Source organism: Pseudomonas sp. D1-36 (genome assembly GCF_051132205.1).
Taxonomy (GTDB): Bacteria; Pseudomonadota; Gammaproteobacteria; order Pseudomonadales; family Pseudomonadaceae; genus Aquipseudomonas.
Map to the genome: position 1 here is coordinate 3,364,514 of NZ_CP071674.1, position 17,027 is coordinate 3,381,540.

At 59.7% G+C, this 17,027-nt stretch carries 19 protein-coding genes; 17 read left to right on the forward strand and 2 right to left on the reverse strand.

The window, feature by feature from the left end:
- Nucleotides 1-572 precede the first annotated feature (572 nt).
- From J3P76_RS14860 to J3P76_RS14915, 12 genes are all read left to right on the forward strand, one after another.
- Nucleotides 573-1,484 carry a methyl-accepting chemotaxis protein gene (locus J3P76_RS14860; RefSeq protein ID WP_434635644.1) on the forward strand — a complete coding sequence of 304 codons (912 nt, stop codon included), beginning with the start codon at nucleotides 573-575 and terminating at the stop codon, nucleotides 1,482-1,484.
- 9 nt (nucleotides 1,485-1,493) lie between these two features.
- Nucleotides 1,494-1,862 carry a response regulator gene (locus tag J3P76_RS14865; RefSeq protein WP_003180343.1) on the forward strand — a complete coding sequence of 123 codons (369 nt, stop codon included), beginning with the start codon at nucleotides 1,494-1,496 and terminating at the stop codon, nucleotides 1,860-1,862.
- A 15-nt stretch (nucleotides 1,863-1,877) separates the two neighbouring features.
- Complete coding sequence (locus J3P76_RS14870; protein WP_420767695.1) at nucleotides 1,878-2,162, forward strand: STAS domain-containing protein; 285 nt, start codon at nucleotides 1,878-1,880, stop codon at nucleotides 2,160-2,162.
- Nucleotides 2,163-2,201: 39 nt separating this feature from the next.
- Entirely contained in the window at nucleotides 2,202-4,298 is a 2,097-nt protein-coding gene (locus tag J3P76_RS14875) for a chemotaxis protein CheA (RefSeq protein WP_434700902.1), read from the forward strand.
- Nucleotides 4,299-4,330: 32 nt separating this feature from the next.
- On the forward strand, nucleotides 4,331-5,989 hold the full coding sequence (locus J3P76_RS14880) for a methyl-accepting chemotaxis protein (RefSeq protein ID WP_434610942.1): 1,659 nt from the start codon (nucleotides 4,331-4,333) through the stop codon (nucleotides 5,987-5,989).
- Nucleotides 5,990-6,028: 39 nt separating this feature from the next.
- Entirely contained in the window at nucleotides 6,029-6,565 is a 537-nt protein-coding gene (locus J3P76_RS14885; protein WP_420767692.1) for a chemotaxis protein CheW, read from the forward strand.
- A complete protein-coding gene (locus tag J3P76_RS14890) occupies nucleotides 6,562-7,398 on the forward strand; it encodes a CheR family methyltransferase (protein ID WP_434610939.1) in 837 nt (278 codons plus the stop codon). The genes J3P76_RS14885 and J3P76_RS14890 overlap by 4 nt, the downstream gene beginning before the upstream one ends.
- Nucleotides 7,395-7,892 carry a chemoreceptor glutamine deamidase CheD gene (gene cheD / locus J3P76_RS14895; protein ID WP_434700904.1) on the forward strand — a complete coding sequence of 166 codons (498 nt, stop codon included), beginning with the start codon at nucleotides 7,395-7,397 and terminating at the stop codon, nucleotides 7,890-7,892. Before J3P76_RS14890 ends, cheD begins: the two co-directional genes overlap by 4 nt.
- A 2-nt stretch (nucleotides 7,893-7,894) precedes the next feature.
- Nucleotides 7,895-8,974: a protein-glutamate methylesterase/protein-glutamine glutaminase gene (locus J3P76_RS14900; RefSeq protein WP_434675000.1), complete on the forward strand. Its 1,080-nt coding sequence runs from the start codon at nucleotides 7,895-7,897 to the stop codon at nucleotides 8,972-8,974.
- Between the two features lie 482 nt (nucleotides 8,975-9,456).
- Entirely contained in the window at nucleotides 9,457-9,984 is a 528-nt protein-coding gene (locus tag J3P76_RS14905) for an HvfA family oxazolone/thioamide-modified RiPP metallophore (RefSeq protein ID WP_434610936.1), read from the forward strand.
- Nucleotides 9,985-10,052: 68 nt separating this feature from the next.
- Nucleotides 10,053-10,904: an HvfB family MNIO-type RiPP peptide maturase gene (locus tag J3P76_RS14910; RefSeq protein ID WP_434700906.1), complete on the forward strand. Its 852-nt coding sequence runs from the start codon at nucleotides 10,053-10,055 to the stop codon at nucleotides 10,902-10,904.
- Nucleotides 10,897-11,637: an HvfC family RiPP maturation protein gene (locus tag J3P76_RS14915; RefSeq protein ID WP_434700908.1), complete on the forward strand. Its 741-nt coding sequence runs from the start codon at nucleotides 10,897-10,899 to the stop codon at nucleotides 11,635-11,637. The genes J3P76_RS14910 and J3P76_RS14915 overlap by 8 nt, the downstream gene beginning before the upstream one ends.
- A gap of 27 nt (nucleotides 11,638-11,664) precedes the next feature.
- Here J3P76_RS14915 and J3P76_RS14920 read toward each other — a convergent pair whose 3' ends face one another.
- Nucleotides 11,665-12,636, reverse strand: a complete 972-nt coding sequence (locus J3P76_RS14920) for a GlxA family transcriptional regulator (protein WP_434610928.1) — start codon at nucleotides 12,634-12,636, stop codon at nucleotides 11,665-11,667.
- Nucleotides 12,637-12,788: 152 nt separating this feature from the next.
- Between J3P76_RS14920 and J3P76_RS14925 the strand changes: the two genes are divergently transcribed.
- From J3P76_RS14925 to J3P76_RS14945, 5 genes are all read left to right on the forward strand, one after another.
- On the forward strand, nucleotides 12,789-13,679 hold the full coding sequence (locus J3P76_RS14925; RefSeq protein WP_434700911.1) for an MBL fold metallo-hydrolase: 891 nt from the start codon (nucleotides 12,789-12,791) through the stop codon (nucleotides 13,677-13,679).
- A gap of 190 nt (nucleotides 13,680-13,869) precedes the next feature.
- A complete protein-coding gene (locus tag J3P76_RS14930) occupies nucleotides 13,870-14,172 on the forward strand; it encodes an ArsR/SmtB family transcription factor (protein ID WP_434563579.1) in 303 nt (100 codons plus the stop codon).
- A 61-nt stretch (nucleotides 14,173-14,233) separates the two neighbouring features.
- The gene (locus J3P76_RS14935) at nucleotides 14,234-15,208 is read left to right on the forward strand and encodes a zinc-dependent alcohol dehydrogenase family protein (protein ID WP_434610921.1); all 975 of its coding nucleotides are present in this window, start codon (nucleotides 14,234-14,236) and stop codon (nucleotides 15,206-15,208) included.
- 41 nt (nucleotides 15,209-15,249) lie between these two features.
- Nucleotides 15,250-15,543 (forward strand): antibiotic biosynthesis monooxygenase family protein, encoded by a 294-nt coding sequence (locus J3P76_RS14940; protein ID WP_420767681.1) that lies wholly within the window; start codon nucleotides 15,250-15,252, stop codon nucleotides 15,541-15,543.
- A 272-nt stretch (nucleotides 15,544-15,815) separates the two neighbouring features.
- Nucleotides 15,816-16,748, forward strand: coding sequence for a hypothetical protein (locus tag J3P76_RS14945; RefSeq protein ID WP_434610919.1), 933 nt, complete (start codon nucleotides 15,816-15,818; stop codon nucleotides 16,746-16,748).
- Nucleotides 16,749-16,772: 24 nt separating this feature from the next.
- On the opposite strand, the gene J3P76_RS14950 is transcribed toward J3P76_RS14945, so the two are convergent.
- The gene (locus tag J3P76_RS14950; RefSeq protein WP_434610917.1) at nucleotides 16,773-17,027 is read right to left on the reverse strand and encodes a colicin E3-like toxin immunity protein; all 255 of its coding nucleotides are present in this window, start codon (nucleotides 17,025-17,027) and stop codon (nucleotides 16,773-16,775) included.

Genomic DNA, 17,027 nt, shown 5'->3' on the forward strand with positions numbered 1-17,027 from the left:
GGCAGGTTCGAAAACTGGTGCGGGTAATTTAGCTCAATCCTTTCATTGTGTTTCAGAGAATGATCTGACGAACACTGTTGAGGTTCACCGTGATTTCTTCCACAGGTCAGGCCACCTCGACATTTCCAGGATCTCGTCTATTCTGCGATAGCAATGTGCCACTTTTTTTCCAAAACCGGACGACTGGTCCTCAAGACCGGGTCGACTTTGCAGATAACCAGTTATTCGCAAATATCCTGTCAGCAATACTGTTCAAGGACCGAACCATGATGTCGTATTCCCACGACCATTCCCTTGCCACATCCCAGACGCACACCTCCTGGCACGCCTTGATCGTTGCCATCATCGCCGGCGCAGGGCTGCTGGTACTCAATGGCACGAGCGCTCAAAACATCGGTTTCAGTGCTGTGCTTCTGGTCCTTGGCGTGGGTGCCGGTATCTGGGGCGCGCGTTCGCAGCGCCTGCAATTGGACAAGGTGGCCGCAGCGGCCATCGCCCATCATGAACTGCAAGCAGCCGACCATGGCGCTCACAAAAGCAGCGCGCAACTCAACGAAGTGATCCTCGGCGCGATGCCGATCTGGGCCAAGCAAGTCGAAAGCTCACGGCAGCAGACAGAAACCGCGATCGTCTCGTTGACCAGCCGCTTCACCGGCATTTCCTCGCGTCTCGAAGAAACCGTACAAGCCTCGCAACTGGCCGCTGGCGAGTTGGCGGGCAGTGGTGGTGGCGGTGCCGTCCAGGTGCTGGCGCAGAGCGAAGGCGAACTGGTGAAGGTGATCGATTCGCTGAAGAGCACCCAGGCCAGCCGTGATGAAACCTTGGCCCAAGTGCGCAACCTGACGGCCTACACTGGCGAGTTGCGGACCATGGCCGCGGATGTCGCTGCGATTGCCGCCCAGACCAACCTGCTGGCCCTCAACGCCGCCATCGAAGCCGCCCGCGCAGGCGAAGCCGGACGCGGTTTTGCGGTAGTGGCAGATGCCGTGCGGGCCCTGTCGAGCAAGTCCAGCGAGACCGGCCAACAGATGTCGGCCAAGGTCGATGTCATCAACACCGCCATCACCCAATTGGTGCAGGCGGCTTCCAGCGGCGCCGACCAGGACAGCCAGTCCGTGGCCGTGTCCGAAGGCAGCATCCAACGCGTGCTCGAACGCTTCCAGAGCGTCACCGGCCGCCTCGCCGATTCGGCCGACATGTTGCAACGGGAGAGTTTCGGTATTCGAGACGAACTCACCCAAGTGCTGGTCAGCCTGCAATTCCAGGATCGGGTCAGCCAGATCCTCAGCCACGTGCGCGACAACATCGAGGACCTGCATGTGCACATGCAGCAAGCCAGCCAGTCGCCCGAACAGGCCATCTCCATCGACGCCCGCCAATGGCTGGCGCGCATGGAAACCACCTACGCCACCGACGAGCAACGCCGCAACCATCACGGCGACTCGGCCGCGCAACAGACTTCACAGGAAATAACCTTCTTTTAGGAGCCCCTCATGGCGAAAAATGTATTGGTTGTCGACGACTCCGCGAGCGTTCGGCAGGTCGTCGGCATCGCGTTGAAAAGTGCCGGCTACGACGTGATCGAGGCCAGCGATGGCAAGGATGCACTGGGCAAGCTCAACGGCCAGAAAGTGCACCTGATCATCAGCGACGTGAACATGCCGAACATGGACGGCATCACCTTCGTCAAGGAGGTCAAGAAACTGGCCAGCTACAAGTTCACGCCGATCATCATGCTCACCACCGAATCCCAGGAATCGAAGAAGCAAGAGGGCCAGGCCGCAGGCGCCAAGGCCTGGGTGGTCAAGCCGTTCCAGCCAGCGCAGATGCTGGCGGCGGTGTCCAAGCTGATTCTTCCCTGATGGCTGGAGGCTTCAATGCCGCTGCTGTACGAAGTAGAAAATGACACCGCGCAGGTGCAGATCGACGGCGAGCTGACGATCTACACCGCCGCCGACCTGGCCGCGCAATTGCTGCCACGGTTGGGGGCCACGCCCGCCATGGTGCTGGACCTGTCGCAGATCACCGAGATGGATGGCGCCGGCCTGCAATTGCTGCTGATGGTACAGCGCGAGGCGCCCAAGGCCGGGACCCAACTGACGGTGGCCGACCCAAGCAAAGCCGTCACCGAAACACTGGCGCTGTGCAACCTGGTTGCATAGTCCCTTTGCAACACGTCGGACACGACAAAGGATATGAGCGTGAGCATCAATCTCGATCAGGCACAACAAACCTTCATCGTCGAGGCCCGTGAACAACTGCAGGCGATGGAAGAATCGTTGCTGCAATTGGAAAACGACCCCGGCGACGATGACGCCATCGGCGCGATCTTCCGAGCGGCCCATACGATCAAAGGGTCGGCTGGACTGTTCGGCCTGGAGCCGATCGTCAGCTTTACCCACATCGTCGAGGATGTGCTCGATCGCCTGCGCGAGGGCAGCGTCGCGGTGGACCCTGGCTTGATCGCGGTGCTGCTCAAGTCCGGCGACCACATGCTCGAATTGATCGACGTGGTCGCCAACCAGGGCTCGACGTTGCAGCCCCCTGCCCTGGCGCGGGAAATGGAACTGTGCCAGCTCCTGCAGGAGTACCAGGCGCCCCCGACCGCGACCGAACCGGATCGTGAAACCCAAGCCGAGCCAACCGGCTCAGCCGAAGCGTGCCTCTGGCACATCTCCCTGCGCTTCGGCCAGGACGTGTTCCGCAACGGCATGGACCCCTTGTCGTTCCTGCGCTACTTGCAGACCCTGGGTGAAATCGTCGACATCACCACGCTCACCGAGGCGATGCCGGCCATCGACACCTGGGATGCCGAATCCTGCTACCTGGGCTTCGACATCGCGTTCCGCTCCGCCGCCGGTTATACCGCGATCAATGAAGTGTTCGATTTCGTCCGGGAAGACTGTGCGATCGAAATCGTCGCCCAAGACGTCGAGGCCCAGGCAAGCATCGGCGAGGTCGCGACATCCCAGGCACAGAGCGACGAAAGCACCGCCATGGTCACCACGGGCGAGCTGATGCAGGACCAACGCAAGACCCCGCGCATGCCTGCCCAGGTCGCGCCTGACAAGCAGGCCGTGGTCAGTGACAGTAAAACCAAGGACGGCGCGTACGTGCGCGTCAATGCTGACAAGCTCGACGAACTGATCAACCTCGTCGGTGAATTGGTGATCGCCAGCGCCGGCGCCAGCCTGTTGGCCCGTAACTGCCAGAACGACCCATTGCAGGAAGCCACCTCGTCGGTATCCGGGCTGGTGGAGGAGATTCTCGACGGCGCCTTGCGCCTGCGCATGATCCCCATCGGCGAGACCTTCAACCGCTTTCGTCGGGTGGTGCGCGATGTCAGCCAGGAGCTCGACAAGGACATCGACCTGATCATCAGCGGCGCGGAAACCGAGCTGGACAAGACCGTGGTGGAAAAGATCGGCGACCCGCTCATGCACCTGTTGCGCAACGCCATGGACCATGGCATCGAAACCGCTGAGGCGCGGCTGGCGGCAGGCAAACCGGCCAAGGGGCATTTGCACCTCAACGCTTACCACGACTCGGGCAGCATCGTGCTGGAAATCGCCGACGACGGCGCCGGCCTGAACCGCGACCGCATCCTGGAAAAAGCCCACGAACGTGGGCTGATCGCAGCGGGCGCGAACCTGACCGACCAGGAAATCTACAACCTTATTTTCGAACCGGGCTTTTCCACCGCCCAGGCCGTCACCAACCTGTCCGGGCGCGGCGTGGGCATGGACGTGGTCAAGCGCAACATCACGCTGCTGCGCGGCACGGTCGACCTGGACAGCCAGCCGGGCAAGGGCACCGTGGTGCGCATCCGACTGCCGCTGACCCTGGCGATCATCAACGGATTCCTGGTCGGCATCGGCCAGTCCACCTATGTCATTCCGCTGGACATGGTCCAGGAATGCATCGAGCTGAGCGAAGACGATGGCATCGCCAGCCGCGAACAAGGCTACCTCGACCTGCGGGGCGAGGTGCTGCCATTGGTGTACTTGCGCGATCACTTTCATCACGAAGGTCCGGCCTCGCGCCGGCAGAACGTGGTGGTGGTGCGCTACGCCGAACTCAAGGCCGGGCTGGTGGTGGATGACCTGTTGGGTGAATTCCAGACCGTGATCAAGCCCCTGGGCAAGCTGTTCGGCGCACTGCGCGGCATCAGCGGCTCGACCATTCTGGGCAGCGGTGCCGTGGCGTTGATCCTCGACGTACCGGCCCTGCTCACCCAGATCGCACAAATAGAAAACCGCTACAACTCGACCCCATTACAACAAGCCAACGCTCGCTGACGCTTCAACACTCCATGGAGAGGTATTCCCCAATGAAATGGTTCTACGACCTTAGAATCGCCACCAAACTGATCGCTTCATTTCTCGTGGTGTTGGCGCTGACCGCCGTCATGGGCGTGTTCTCGATCATCCAACTGGGCCAGGTGAACGGCACCGCCCTTGATATCCGTGAGAACTGGATGCCGTCCATGCGCGCCGCTTCAGGCATGCGCTTTTTTGCGGCGAGTTTTCGCCTCAAGGAGAATCGCCATATCGCCGCCGACTCCGAACAGGAGCGCGTCACCCTCGAGCAAGAAGCCGAGGAGGCCAAAAAGGCCTTCGAAACGCGCCTGGGCACTTACGAGAAACTGCTCTCCAGCGCTGAGGATCGTCAGGCATTCGAAACCACCCGCGATGACTGGGCTTCTTACCTTGCAATCAGCAAAGACCTGCTCGCATTGTCCCGGCAGAACCTGACCGAGCAAGCCCAGGCGATGCTCAAGGGCGAATCCAAGAATCGCTTCGACCTGGTGACCAACGACTTGCAAAAACTTGTCGAGCTCAACGCGGCCGGCGCTGACGTCGCCAGTGCGCACGGCACCCGCTTGTATGAAAACGCACGCCTGTCGATCATCGCCGTGCTGGTCGCGGCCCTGCTGGTGGGCCTGGGATTGGCGCTGTTCGTCTCACGCATCATTTCCCGTCCGTTGAAACAGGCGGCGGTGGTGGCCGAGCAACTGGCCGAGGGCAACCTGAACGCGAAGATCGAAAGTGGTTCGAAAGACGAAACCGGCATGGTGCTCAACGCTATGCAGAACATGGTCGGCAAGCTGTCGCATATCATCGGTGAAGTGCGCAACGCGGCGGACAATCTCGCCAGCGCTTCCGAAGAAGTCAGCGCCACCGCGCAGTCGATGAGCCAGGCCACCAGCGAACAGGCGGCCAGCGTCGAGGAAACCAGCGCATCCATCGAGCAGATGAGCGCCAGCATCAACCAGAACACCGAGAACGCCAAGGTGACCGACGGCATGGCCAGCAAGGCTGCCAAGGAAGCCACCGACGGCGGCGAATCGGTGCAGCAGACCGTGGTGGCGATGAAGAAAATCGCCCAACGCATCAGCATCATCGACGACATCGCCTACCAGACCAACCTGCTGGCGCTCAACGCCGCCATCGAAGCGGCCCGCGCCGGCGAGCACGGCAAAGGCTTCGCAGTGGTCGCTGCCGAAGTCCGCAAACTGGCCGAGCGCAGCCAAGTCGCGGCACAGGAGATCGGCGAGCTGTCGTCCAGCAGCGTCGACATGGCCGAGAAGGCCGGCAACCTGCTGAACGAGATGGTCCCGTCCATCAACAAGACCTCGGATCTGGTGCAGGAAATCAGCGCCGCGTCCGAAGAACAGGCCGCCGGTGTGGCGCAGATCAACACCGCCATGACCCAACTCAACCAGGTGACCCAGCAGAACGCCTCCAGCAGCGAAGAGCTGGCCGCCACCGCCGAAGAGATGAGCAGCCAGGCCGAACAACTGCAACAGGCGATGAGCTTCTTCACCCTGGACACGCCCTCCAAGTCCGCGGCCCAGGTCGCCCGGATCGACAACACGCCTGGCCCCTCCAGCCGCAAACCGGCCCGGGCGCCGGCACCGGTGATGCCCAAGGCGTTTGCCTACAACATGGCCAGCGCGCCGGACGAATCGGAATTCACCCGGTTCTGATGGCTCGGTTCCATAGGCTTGCTTAAAGGAGAAAAGGCAATGGGCGCCATCGCGACCACACGTCAGACCGCCAGCGCGGTCGAGGAAGAAGCGCAGTACCTGACGTTCATGCTCGGCACAGAGATGTTCGCCATCGGCATCTTGTGCATCAAGGAAATCATCGAATACGGAAACCTGACCGTCGTGCCGATGATGCCGGCCTTCGTTCGCGGGGTGATCAACCTGCGCGGCGCGGTCGTGCCGGTGGTGGATCTGTCGGCCCGTTTTGGCCGGCCGAACTCCACCATCAGCCGCCGTAGTTGCGTAGTGATCATCGAGGCCGCCAGCGCTGACGGCCTGGCCCAGGACATCGGGCTGCTGGTCGACACTGTATCGGCGGTGCTGGAAATCCCGGCCTCGCAGATCGAACCGCCACCGAGTTTCGGCGCGAAAATTCGCGCCGACTTCATCAGCGGCATGGCGAAGGTCGAGGGCAAGTTCGTCATCGTCCTGGAGGTGGATCGGGTGCTGTCCATCGACGAAATGTCCGAACTCGCCCAAGCCAGCCCCGCCGCACTGGAAGCGCCAGACTCATGAGCACGGACACTTGCAAGGAACGCACAGTGAATTCAATGGCGCTCACTGACCGGGAGTTCGGCCAGTTTCAATCCTGGTTGTACCAGACCGCCGGCATCAACCTGTCGCCGGCCAAGAAAGCCCTGGTGGCCGGGCGCCTGTTCAAGCGCCTCAAGCACTATGAGCTGGACAGCTACGGCGAGTATTTCAAGCTGATCATGAGCGGCCAGCGCAGCGACGAATTACAAGTGGCGCTGGACCTGCTCACGACCAACGAAACCTACTTTTTCCGTGAGCCCAAGCACTTCGATTTTCTACGCGATCACGTGCTGCCCCATGCGACACCCGGCAAGACCTTTCGCCTGTGGAGCGCGGCCAGCTCGTCCGGCGAGGAGCCCTACAGCCTCGCCATGACCCTGGCCGAAAGCCTGGGCACCACGCCCTGGGAAGTCATCGGCTCGGACATCAGCATGCAAGTGTTGGCGAAGGCCCGTTCCGGGCACTATCCGATGGAGCGCGCCCGCAACCTGCCCCATTCGTTACTCGTGAAATATTGCCTCAAGGGCACCGGCAATCAGCAAGGCACCTTCCTCATCGATCGGGCGTTGCGCAACCGGGTCAACTTCATCCAGGTCAATCTCAACGACACGCTTCCGGAGTTGGGGGAGTTCGATGTGATTTTCCTGCGCAACGTGATGATCTATTTCGACCAGCCCACCAAAAGCAAAGTGGTTGCTCGACTGATCCCCCGGCTCAAGCCCGGTGGGTATTTCATCGTCAGCCATTCGGAGAGCCTCAACGGCGTTTGCGATGCGTTAAAGCTGGTCGCCCCTTCGATTTATCGCAAGCCATGAACGCCGCGATAAAGCCAGTCGCCGAAGTCTATCTGGGGCCTGGGGAGTTTCGCTTTGCGACCTGCCCGACCCGGCTGCGCACGATCCTTGGCTCATGCGTTGCCATCACCCTCTGGCATCCACGGCGCAAGATCGGCGGCATGTGCCACTTCATGTTGCCCAACCGGGTACGCTGCTCCACGGCGCTAAATGGGATGTACGCCGATGAAGCCTTGGAGTTGTTCGTCCGCCAGGCGCGAGCCCATCGCACCGAACCCGAGGAATACCAGCTCAAGCTGTTCGGCGGCGGCGAAATGTTTCCCGAGCTGCAACGCCACGTGGCGTTCGGCGACGTGGCGCGGTTGAACGTCAACGCCGCGCTGGAAATGGCCGCCCTCTATCGCCTGGACCTGATTGCCCAGGACATGGGTAGCACTGGCTACCGAAGTATTGTTTTCGACCTGTGCAATGGCGATGTCTGGGTCAGGCACCAACCGATAAGGACCTTGAACTAACCATGCCAGGCAGAAAAATCAATGTATTGCTGGTGGACGATTCCGCCGTGGTCCGTCAGGTATTACTGGCGATCCTGAGTGACACGCCGGACATCAACGTTATCGGCGCGGCGTCCGATCCGATCTTCGCCATGGATAAACTGGCGAAGGAATGGCCCGACGTGATCGTGCTGGACGTGGAAATGCCGCGCATGGACGGCATTACCTTTTTGAAAAAGATCATGAGCGAACGGCCCACGCCCGTGGTGATCTGTTCTTCCCTGACGCCCAAGGGCGCGGAAACCACGCTGCAAGCCATGGCCGCCGGCGCGGTGGAAATCATCACCAAGCCCACTAGTGGCCTGAAGAACTTCTTGCTGGACTCGGCGTCGGAACTGGTCTCGGCCATCCGCGCCGCCGCCCAGGTCAACGTCCGCAACCTGGGCAAACGCCCGGCCCCGACCGCCCCGCTGACCCCGGCGGCCAAACTCAGCGCTGACGCGATGCTGCCCGCCGCCAACGGCCACGCCATGGCCCAGACCACCGAACGCATCGTCGCCATGGGCACCTCCACCGGCGGCACCCAGGCCCTGGAGGCGGTGCTGACGGCCCTGCCGCGCGTGTGCCCGGGCATCGTCATCGTCCAGCACATGCCGGAAAAATTCACCGCCTCATTCGCCGCCCGGCTCAACAGCCTGTGCCAGATCGAAGTGCGCGAAGCGAAGAACAACGACCGCATCCACCCGGGCCTGGCGCTCATCGCCCCCGGCGGCAAGCACATGATGGTGACCCGCAGCGGCGCGTTCTATCACGTGCAAGTGGTGGACGGCCCGTTGGTCAATCGCCATCGCCCTTCGGTGGATGTGCTGTTTCGCTCGGTGGCCAAGTTCGCCGGCCGTAACGCCACGGGCATCATCATGACCGGCATGGGCGACGACGGCGCCCGCGGCCTCAAGGAAATGCTCGATGCCGGCAGCGCCACCGTTGCCCAGGACGAGGCCAGTTGCGTGGTTTTTGGCATGCCCAAGGAAGCGATCAAACTCAACGCCGCCCAACGGGTGATGCCGTTGCTGGACATTGCGCAGGTGATCTTGCACCGCTGATCCGCGCATCTTTTCTCAAGTGAAAGCTGTGTGGCGAGGGAGCTTGCTCCCTCGCCACAAAAAGCTGTCTTAAACAGGCGAGATCGTCGCCAGCACACCAATCAGCAGCGTCAGCGCCAGGAAACCACCCAAAAAAATCGCCATCTTCGCCATGAGCTTTCTCCCAATAGAACCATTGCGGCACGATCGAATTGTGGGGCGAGAACTGAGACCGTTACAGACGCACCTGTAAGCGAAAAATACGGATCAGCGGAAAAAGGTTCGCAGCGCTCTGTATCCACGACACACAGCAATACAAACACACCGCCGCATGACACATCCCAGATACACGACAAGCGCCAAATGGCCCCGTCCGAACAGGCCAGTCCCGCCTTGCTTCGACCCGACGTGCCGAGCACCGGGCAAGCAACGTGACACCGCCACGGCACACGCCCCGCGCAACGCTTGCCAGGGGCCACACAGCTCTTATCTGGAGAAATCTCATGACGCGTACAAAAAATTCGAACTCCGCTCGCCTCGCCCTCGCCGCCCTGGCTTTGTCCGGCGGTTTGGGCCTGGCCCAGTCCGCTTTCGCCGTTGACGCCCTGGCCCAGGGTTATCAATTGGCTTCGGCTGAAAAGACCTCCGAAGGCAAATGCGGTGAAGGCAAATGTGGCGCTGCCGAATCGGCCAAAAAGGCCACACAGGCTGAAGGCAAGTGTGGTGAAGGCAAATGTGGCGCTGCCGAATCGGGCAAAAAAGTCACCGCGGCAGAAGGCAAGTGCGGTGAAGGCAAATGTGGCGACGCGTCCTTCGCTCGTACCGACACTGACGACGATGCTCGTGTGTCGCTGAAGGAATTCCTCACCGTCGCGCCGACCCAGCAAGCCGAGTTCGAAAAGATTGACAGTAACCACGACGGCTACCTCTCCGAGGCGGAAACCTACAAGTACCGCACCGGCCAATACACAGCCAATGGCAAGAAAGTACCGACCGAACTGTTCATCCATATGAGCCAGGCCAAGGAGTAAATCCCCCTTCGCTCCTCCCTCCCGGCCGCCCAGGCCGGGAGGGTTTGGCCATCCCCTGGAGAAGCGCGATGAGCACGTTCACTTCACCCTCCGGCGCCGGACTCGGCCTTCGCCGTGCCCTGCTAAGCGACCTACTGGAAATGGCCCCCAGCGCCGTGGATTTCCTTGAGTGCGCCCCGGACAACTGGATCGGTGTCGGCGGCGTCTACGCCGAACAACTCGACCAACTCGCCGCACGGCACCCCATCACCTGCCACGGCCTGTCCCTGTCCCTCGGCGGTCCGCAGCCCCTCGACATTGAACTGCTGCGTGGTACTCGCCGCTTCCTCGATCGCTACGCCGTGGCGCTCTACAGCGAACACCTGAGTTACTGCTCCGACAGCGGTCACCTCTACGACCTCTTGCCGATCCCCTTTACCGAAGAAGCCGTCCATCACGTCGCCGCCCGCATTCGTCAGGCTCAGGACGTATTGGGCCAGCGCATCGCGGTGGAAAACATCTCCTACTACGCCGCGCCCTTCCAGGCCATGAGCGAGATCGACTTCATCACCGCCGTGCTACAGGAAGCCGACTGCGACCTGCTGCTGGACGTCAACAACCTCTACGTCAATGCGATCAATCACCGTTACGACGCCGAGAAGTTCCTCGCCGCCATCCCGGCCCAACGCGTCACCTACTTGCACGTCGCCGGCCATTTTGACGAAGCCGAGGATTTGAAAATCGACACCCACGGCGCGACCGTCAAGCAAGACGTCTGGACGCTGCTACACCAGGCGTATCAACGATTCGGCTCGGTGCCAACCCTGCTGGAACGCGACTTCAACTTCCCGCCCTTGTCGGAACTGCTCGCTGAAGTCGGGCAGATCAAACACCTTCAACAACTCGCTTGCCCGGCAACACCGGAGGCCCGCCATGCCTGAACAACTGCTCGACCAACTCAACTGCATGGCCAATTACGTCCGCAATCCTCAAAACCCACCACCGCCGGGAATTGAAACCCGACGCCTGGCCGTCTACCGGCAACTGTTCATCGGCAGCATCGAATCACTGCTGGCCGCCAGCTTCCCGGTCATCCACCAAACCCTGCCAGACGCTGACTGGCGATGGCTGGTCCACGATTTCTACGCGAACTACCGTTGCCAGACGCCACTGTTCACGCAGCTGGGCGGGGAGTTTGTCAGCTATCTGGAACAACGTGCGTGCTCGCAGAATCACCCCGCCTGGCTGCCCGAGCTGGCGCAACACGAATGGAGCGAAAGCGCCCTGTTGCTGAATGATGCGGTGGAGCCCGCACACAATCCCCACGGCAATCTGGTTGAAGGCACGCCCGTGGTGTCGGAACTCGCGTGGGCACACGCCTATGAATGGCCGGTGTGCGACATCGGGCCGGATCATCGGCCCATCGACAAACCAACGGCCCCGACGTTGGTCCTGCTTCAGCGCCGTGGTGGGCACGTGACGTTTTCACGCCTTGCGCCAATGGCTTATGCGCTGCTGGTTTCGCTGACGGAGCATAGGCGCAGCGGGCGGGAGCATTTGGTTGCGTTGGCCGAGGCGGCAGGAGTGACGGTGCGTGAGTTGACGCCGGTGGGGGTCGCGGCCCTTGAGGGGTTCAAGGCGCAGGGGATTGTGTTGGGAACGCGTTGGGGGTGAGCAAGACCATCGAAAGATACATCTCCATCAACGCTTGCGCCCCACCCCAAGACAAAACATCTTCCGATAATCAGAAGGCGACGTTCCCAGATGCGCGCCAAAGTGCTGCCTCAACGACAATGACGTCCCAAACCCCACCTCCCCTGCGATGCATTCGATGGGCAACTCAGTCGTTTCCAGCAATGCCTGCGCTCTGGCCACTCGTTCAGCAGTTAACCATTTGGACACGGTTGTGCCCGTCGCCTCCTTGAACCGACGGGTAAACGTTCGCCTGCTCATCTTCGCCGTGTCTGCCAGAGCGTCGAGAGACAGGTCACTGGACAGATTCATTCGGGCCCATGTCAGGACGTCGGATAAATGAGTCTCGCCAGCGAATGCTGGCACTGGGTGTTCAACATACTGCGCCTGGCCTCCCGGCCTGTGAGGTGGCGTCACCAGCATTTTCGCGGTGCGATTCGCCACGTCCGCACCGAGGCGCTCGCGCACCAGGTGCAAGCAACAATCGATTGCCGCTACGGTGCCCGCGGACGTCACGATGTTATCGGCACGGACGTAAAGCACCTCGGGTTTGAATCGAACCTTGGGAAAACGTTGCGCAAACTGGTCACGGGCAGCCCAGTGGGTAGTGGCTTCCTTTCCATCGAGCAGCCCGGCATCGCCGAGGACGAATGCCCCCAAACACAATCCCACAATGAGCTTGCCTTGCGTGTTGGCCAGCTGCAGCGCTTCCACGAGCTGGGGCGATGCAATCAGGGATTGATCGCCCCACGCCGGGATGATGATGACGTCGCAGGTTTCCATCAGCTCCAGGCCGAGGCTTACCGACAACCCAATGTCTTGGTCGGTACCGACCATTCCGGGCACTTCTGCGCAGTAATTGATTTCATACCGAGGCCCATCGGGCGCAGGCTGGGCGGTTCCCAATACCATTCCCGGCACCGAAAGGTGGAAAAGGCTGACGCCTTCGAAAGCTAAAACAGCAACGCGTACGGAGAGCATGGGGGCAGCCTCGGTTCGCCCCGTAGGGCTCAAGGTGAACAACGTTGATCAGTTGGCCCGATTATATCGAAATGTGTCGTTCGGGCCACTGTTGACCCCCGAGACATTCGGCAAGAATGGACCCCTCGTGGTAAACAACAGGAATGATTTTTATGAAACTCAGAACGTTACAGCTTGCCCTCAGCATTGCTTGCGCCGTGGCCGCTACCCCTTCGTACGCCGGTTCAACTACTCCCAAGGCGCCTGGCGCCCCTCATAAACTGGATTTGCAGCAGGTCCGCAACGCGACGGTAAAAATCACCTTCGGTGACACCACCTTCCTGATCGATCCGATGCTGGCAAAAAAAGGCGCCTATCCGGGTTTTGAAAACACCTATCGAAGCAACCTTCGCAACCCCTTGGTTGATCTCACCCAATCGCCGGAGAAGGTTATCGCCGGGGTCGACGCCGTCATCGTCACCCATACACACCTGGACCATTGGGACGATGCCGCACAAAAAGCGCTGCCTAAAGACATTCCGTTGTTCGCTCAACATGAAGCAGATGCGCAACTGATTCGTTCCCAAGGTTTCAAGAACGTACGCGTACTAACTGACGAAGCGGAATTCGGCGGCGTCAAAATCACCAAGACCGGCGGTCAGCATGGCACTGACGAAATGTATGCCGTGCCAGCGCTCGCAAAACCTCTGGGCGAAGCCATGGGCGTGGTTTTCCAGGCGCCAGGCTATAAGACTCTCTACCTTGCCGGTGACACGATTTGGCGTAACGAGGTAGACCAGGCCATCAACCAGTACCGTCCGGAAGTAATCGTGCTCAACGCCGGCAAAGCAAAAATGGCGGGATTCGAAGGTTCGATCATCATGGGTGAAGATGATGTGCTTCGCGCCTCAAAAGCCGCGAAAAACGCACACATTGTCGCGGTGCACATGGACGCGATCAACCATATGTCCCTCACTCGTGAAGAACTGCGCGCCTATGTTAAGAAGCAAGGGATTGAGGGGCGTGTAGACATTCCGGAGGACGGTGCTTCGCTGGAATTCTAAACGAAAAGGGGCAGGTTTATTTAATCAATAAATCTGCCCCTTTCTCGATGCCGGCGCGGTGGCGGCGCTTGAAACGTTCAAGGCGCAGGGATTGTGTTGGGGGTGACCCAAAGCGCGGAGTTCTCTACCGCCCAAAGGATTCATTGAAAATCGTATTGACATATCGGTAAATCTCGATATTATCCACTCCATGGAATTGATCGAAGTATTTAAAGCCCTATCGAACCCTACACGCCTTCAAATCTTGAAAGGCCTGAAGGACCCGACAAAGAACTTCCCTCCGCAGGATGAAGGTGACGTTCTCACGGTGGGCGTTTGCGTCAGCAGTATCCAGGAAGGCATTGGATTGTCCCAATCCACGGTGTCTGGTTATCTTGCGACGCTGCAACGAGTGGGCCTGGTGGAAGTCAGGCGCATCGGTCAGTGGACTTACTACAAGCGTAATGAAGCGGCCATCAGCACCCTTGCTGAAATCATAGGGAAAGAGCTCTAATTTTTTGCCGTAAGATATCGAGATATCTCGATATCCCTTTTTATAGATATGAGGTGTCATTATGAAAGCGATGGTATTGAAATCATTTGGCGGTGCGGAATCGTTTGAACTTCGCGATGTGCCCAAACCCGTGCCGCATGCAGGGCAAGTCCTGGTCCGGGTGCATGCCACCTCCATCAATCCCTTGGATTACCAGGTCCGACGCGGCGACTATCCGGATCTGGTGCCACTCCCGGCCATCACCGGACACGACATTTCGGGCGTTGTCGAAGCAGTTGGGCCGGGCGTGACAGCCTTCGCTCCCGGAGACGAAGTCTGGTACACCCCGCAAATATTCGATGGCCCAGGAAGTTACGCCGAGTACCACGTAGCTGCTGAGAGCATCATCGGCAAAAAGCCTCCCTTGCTAAGCCACCTTGAGGCGGCGAGCCTGACATTGGTTGGCGGGACGGCGTGGGAAGCACTGGTCGTGCGTGCGTCGCTCAGAGTGGGAGAAAGCATTCTGATACACGGCGGCGCGGGAGGTGTCGGTCACGTGGCGATCCAGTTGGCGAAAGCCATCGGAGCACGGGTATACACGACCGTGCGCGAGGCGAACTTCGAATTCGCGCGCAGTATGGGGGCCGATGTCGTCATTGATTACGAGAAGGAGGACTACGTCGAGGCCATCACGCGGGAAACAGAAGGCCGTGGGGTTGACGTCGTGTTTGACACCATCGGCGGCAATGCACTGTCACGCAGCCCCGACACACTTGCACAGCTTGGTCGCGTAGTCAGCATCGTGGACATTGCACAACCGCAAAACCTGGTTCAGGCCTGGGGCAAGAACGCGAGTTATCACTTCGTTTTCACAAGGCAGAACCGAGGCAAACTCGATGAGTTGAGTGCATTGATAGCACGAGGTCAGTTGCGGCCACACGTTGGCGCGGTCTATTCCCTTGCCGACATCCCGCTCGCCCATGCACGGCTGGAAAGTCCCAACAACGGCGTTCTAGGAAAAATCGCGATCGCCGTTGAGCCATCGCTCATCTCATAAGCCCGTACTTTTTAACCGTTCATGTCATTTCGAGGTACGCCATGATTTACGAGATCGCCCTGCTCCCCGTTCACAAGGACCGCATTGAAATGTTCCGACGTGCGTTTGCCGAGGTCGCTCCTCTGCTCACCCGTGCAAAGGGATACGGCGGTCACTTGCTGGCGCCCGGGATTGAAACCCCTGAACAATTCAACCTGATCGTGAGATGGCAGTCACTTGAAGATCACACGCCGGGTTTCGAAGAGAGTGAAGACCATCGGATATTCATGATGGGATTGGAGGAATATTTTTCGGATGAACCGAAGGTCTACCACATCGAGGGAGGCAGTTTTTAGGACAGATGTACATCTCCACCCCAACGCCCGATACACCGTATCGGGCGTTTTGGCGTTTGACTTAGGCCCCAATTCATTCCGAATGCCTGCCTGGCGGTGTTCCGGATCGACCGAAAACTGGCAGGTCGGCGGTGGTTATGCCTACGCGCACACGCCATCAAGCATGCCGAGAACCCGCCGAAAGAGGTATTCTGCGCGGCTAGAAAACAGCCATGGCCAACGGCTGTTCGCAACTTGAAGCGGTCTTGAAAGTGGTGCGCCAGGAGGTCTGCATGTTGATTGGATATCGATTCGAGCGTACCGCGCGGGATGACCTGCATATCCACTCGATCAATTGGGTGCAGGGCGGATTCGTGCTGCTGACAAGCGCGATGACTTTCATTTTTCCAGTGGCGGCCGTGCTCGCAATCACAGATGCCGACTTGTCGCCGACAGGCATGGATCCATTGGCCTCACTCCTGCTCGTGCTCGGGCTGCTGCTGATTGCTGCCCTAGGCTTGGCGCTGATGCTTTACACCGGCACCCGCGAAACCTTGCTGTTGTCGCGTATCGACGGTGAAGGCAAGCGCCGTACCTGGAACTTCTTTGCACGCCGCGAACGGGTGCATTCGGTGTTTAGGTTCGACGCCGTCAAGCACCTCGAGCTCCGCCGCCATCAACAGGCCAAACCAGCCAACACCCAACTGTGGCTGGTGATGCGCGATGGCGCCACCCACCGCCTGACAAGTGACAACGTTGCGGTGGTGCCGGGCAGTGAACGCACCGAGCGGTGGCTGCGTGAGCTGAGCGACTACCTGCAGGTACCGATGCCCACGGAGGTTGCTGTCGGTTCGACGGCCGTTTCGAAAGTGCCCTACAGGCCTACTCCAACGCCGGCGAAGATCGCCAGGCAACACAAAGCGAAGGCACTCACGCCTTCGGCTGAGTCGACCGAACAACTAGGCATCCCCGCACGCGCCCTGCTCGCCTTGATTGGCGCTTTCCTGGTTGTGCTGGAGCTGACCCGTCTGATCGCATGGACGCCGTCGCTGTTTACCGGACGGATACGCATCGGCAGCACTCGCCCGACGATTTTCTACTGGACCGAACAGCCCGTGGCCTTTTCATTCCACTTGATTATCGGCCTGGCAGAGTTGCTGATCATCGGCGTCATCGCCTGGGGCTGCGTGCGAGTGGCGATCGAGGGGCGGTTGAAGTCAAAATAGATCCGTCCCGTTTTCTCCTCTCGATTACCAGCTATCTAGATAATCAAAAGCTATTTGATAGTCGTAGTTCGCCCAATCGATTGAATGCTGAAAGTACGGCTGGATAATTCCTACCCAGTCCAACAGGAGATCAAACCCCCCGTTATTTATGTTGTTATCGAACGGGATGCCTAAAGCCTCCACGACCGAGCCATCATCACCCAGATCCTCTGTATATTCTTCTCCTTCGAAGGATTCCGTTTGCTTGCTATACCACTCAAGTCGCAATTTGAGTCCCAT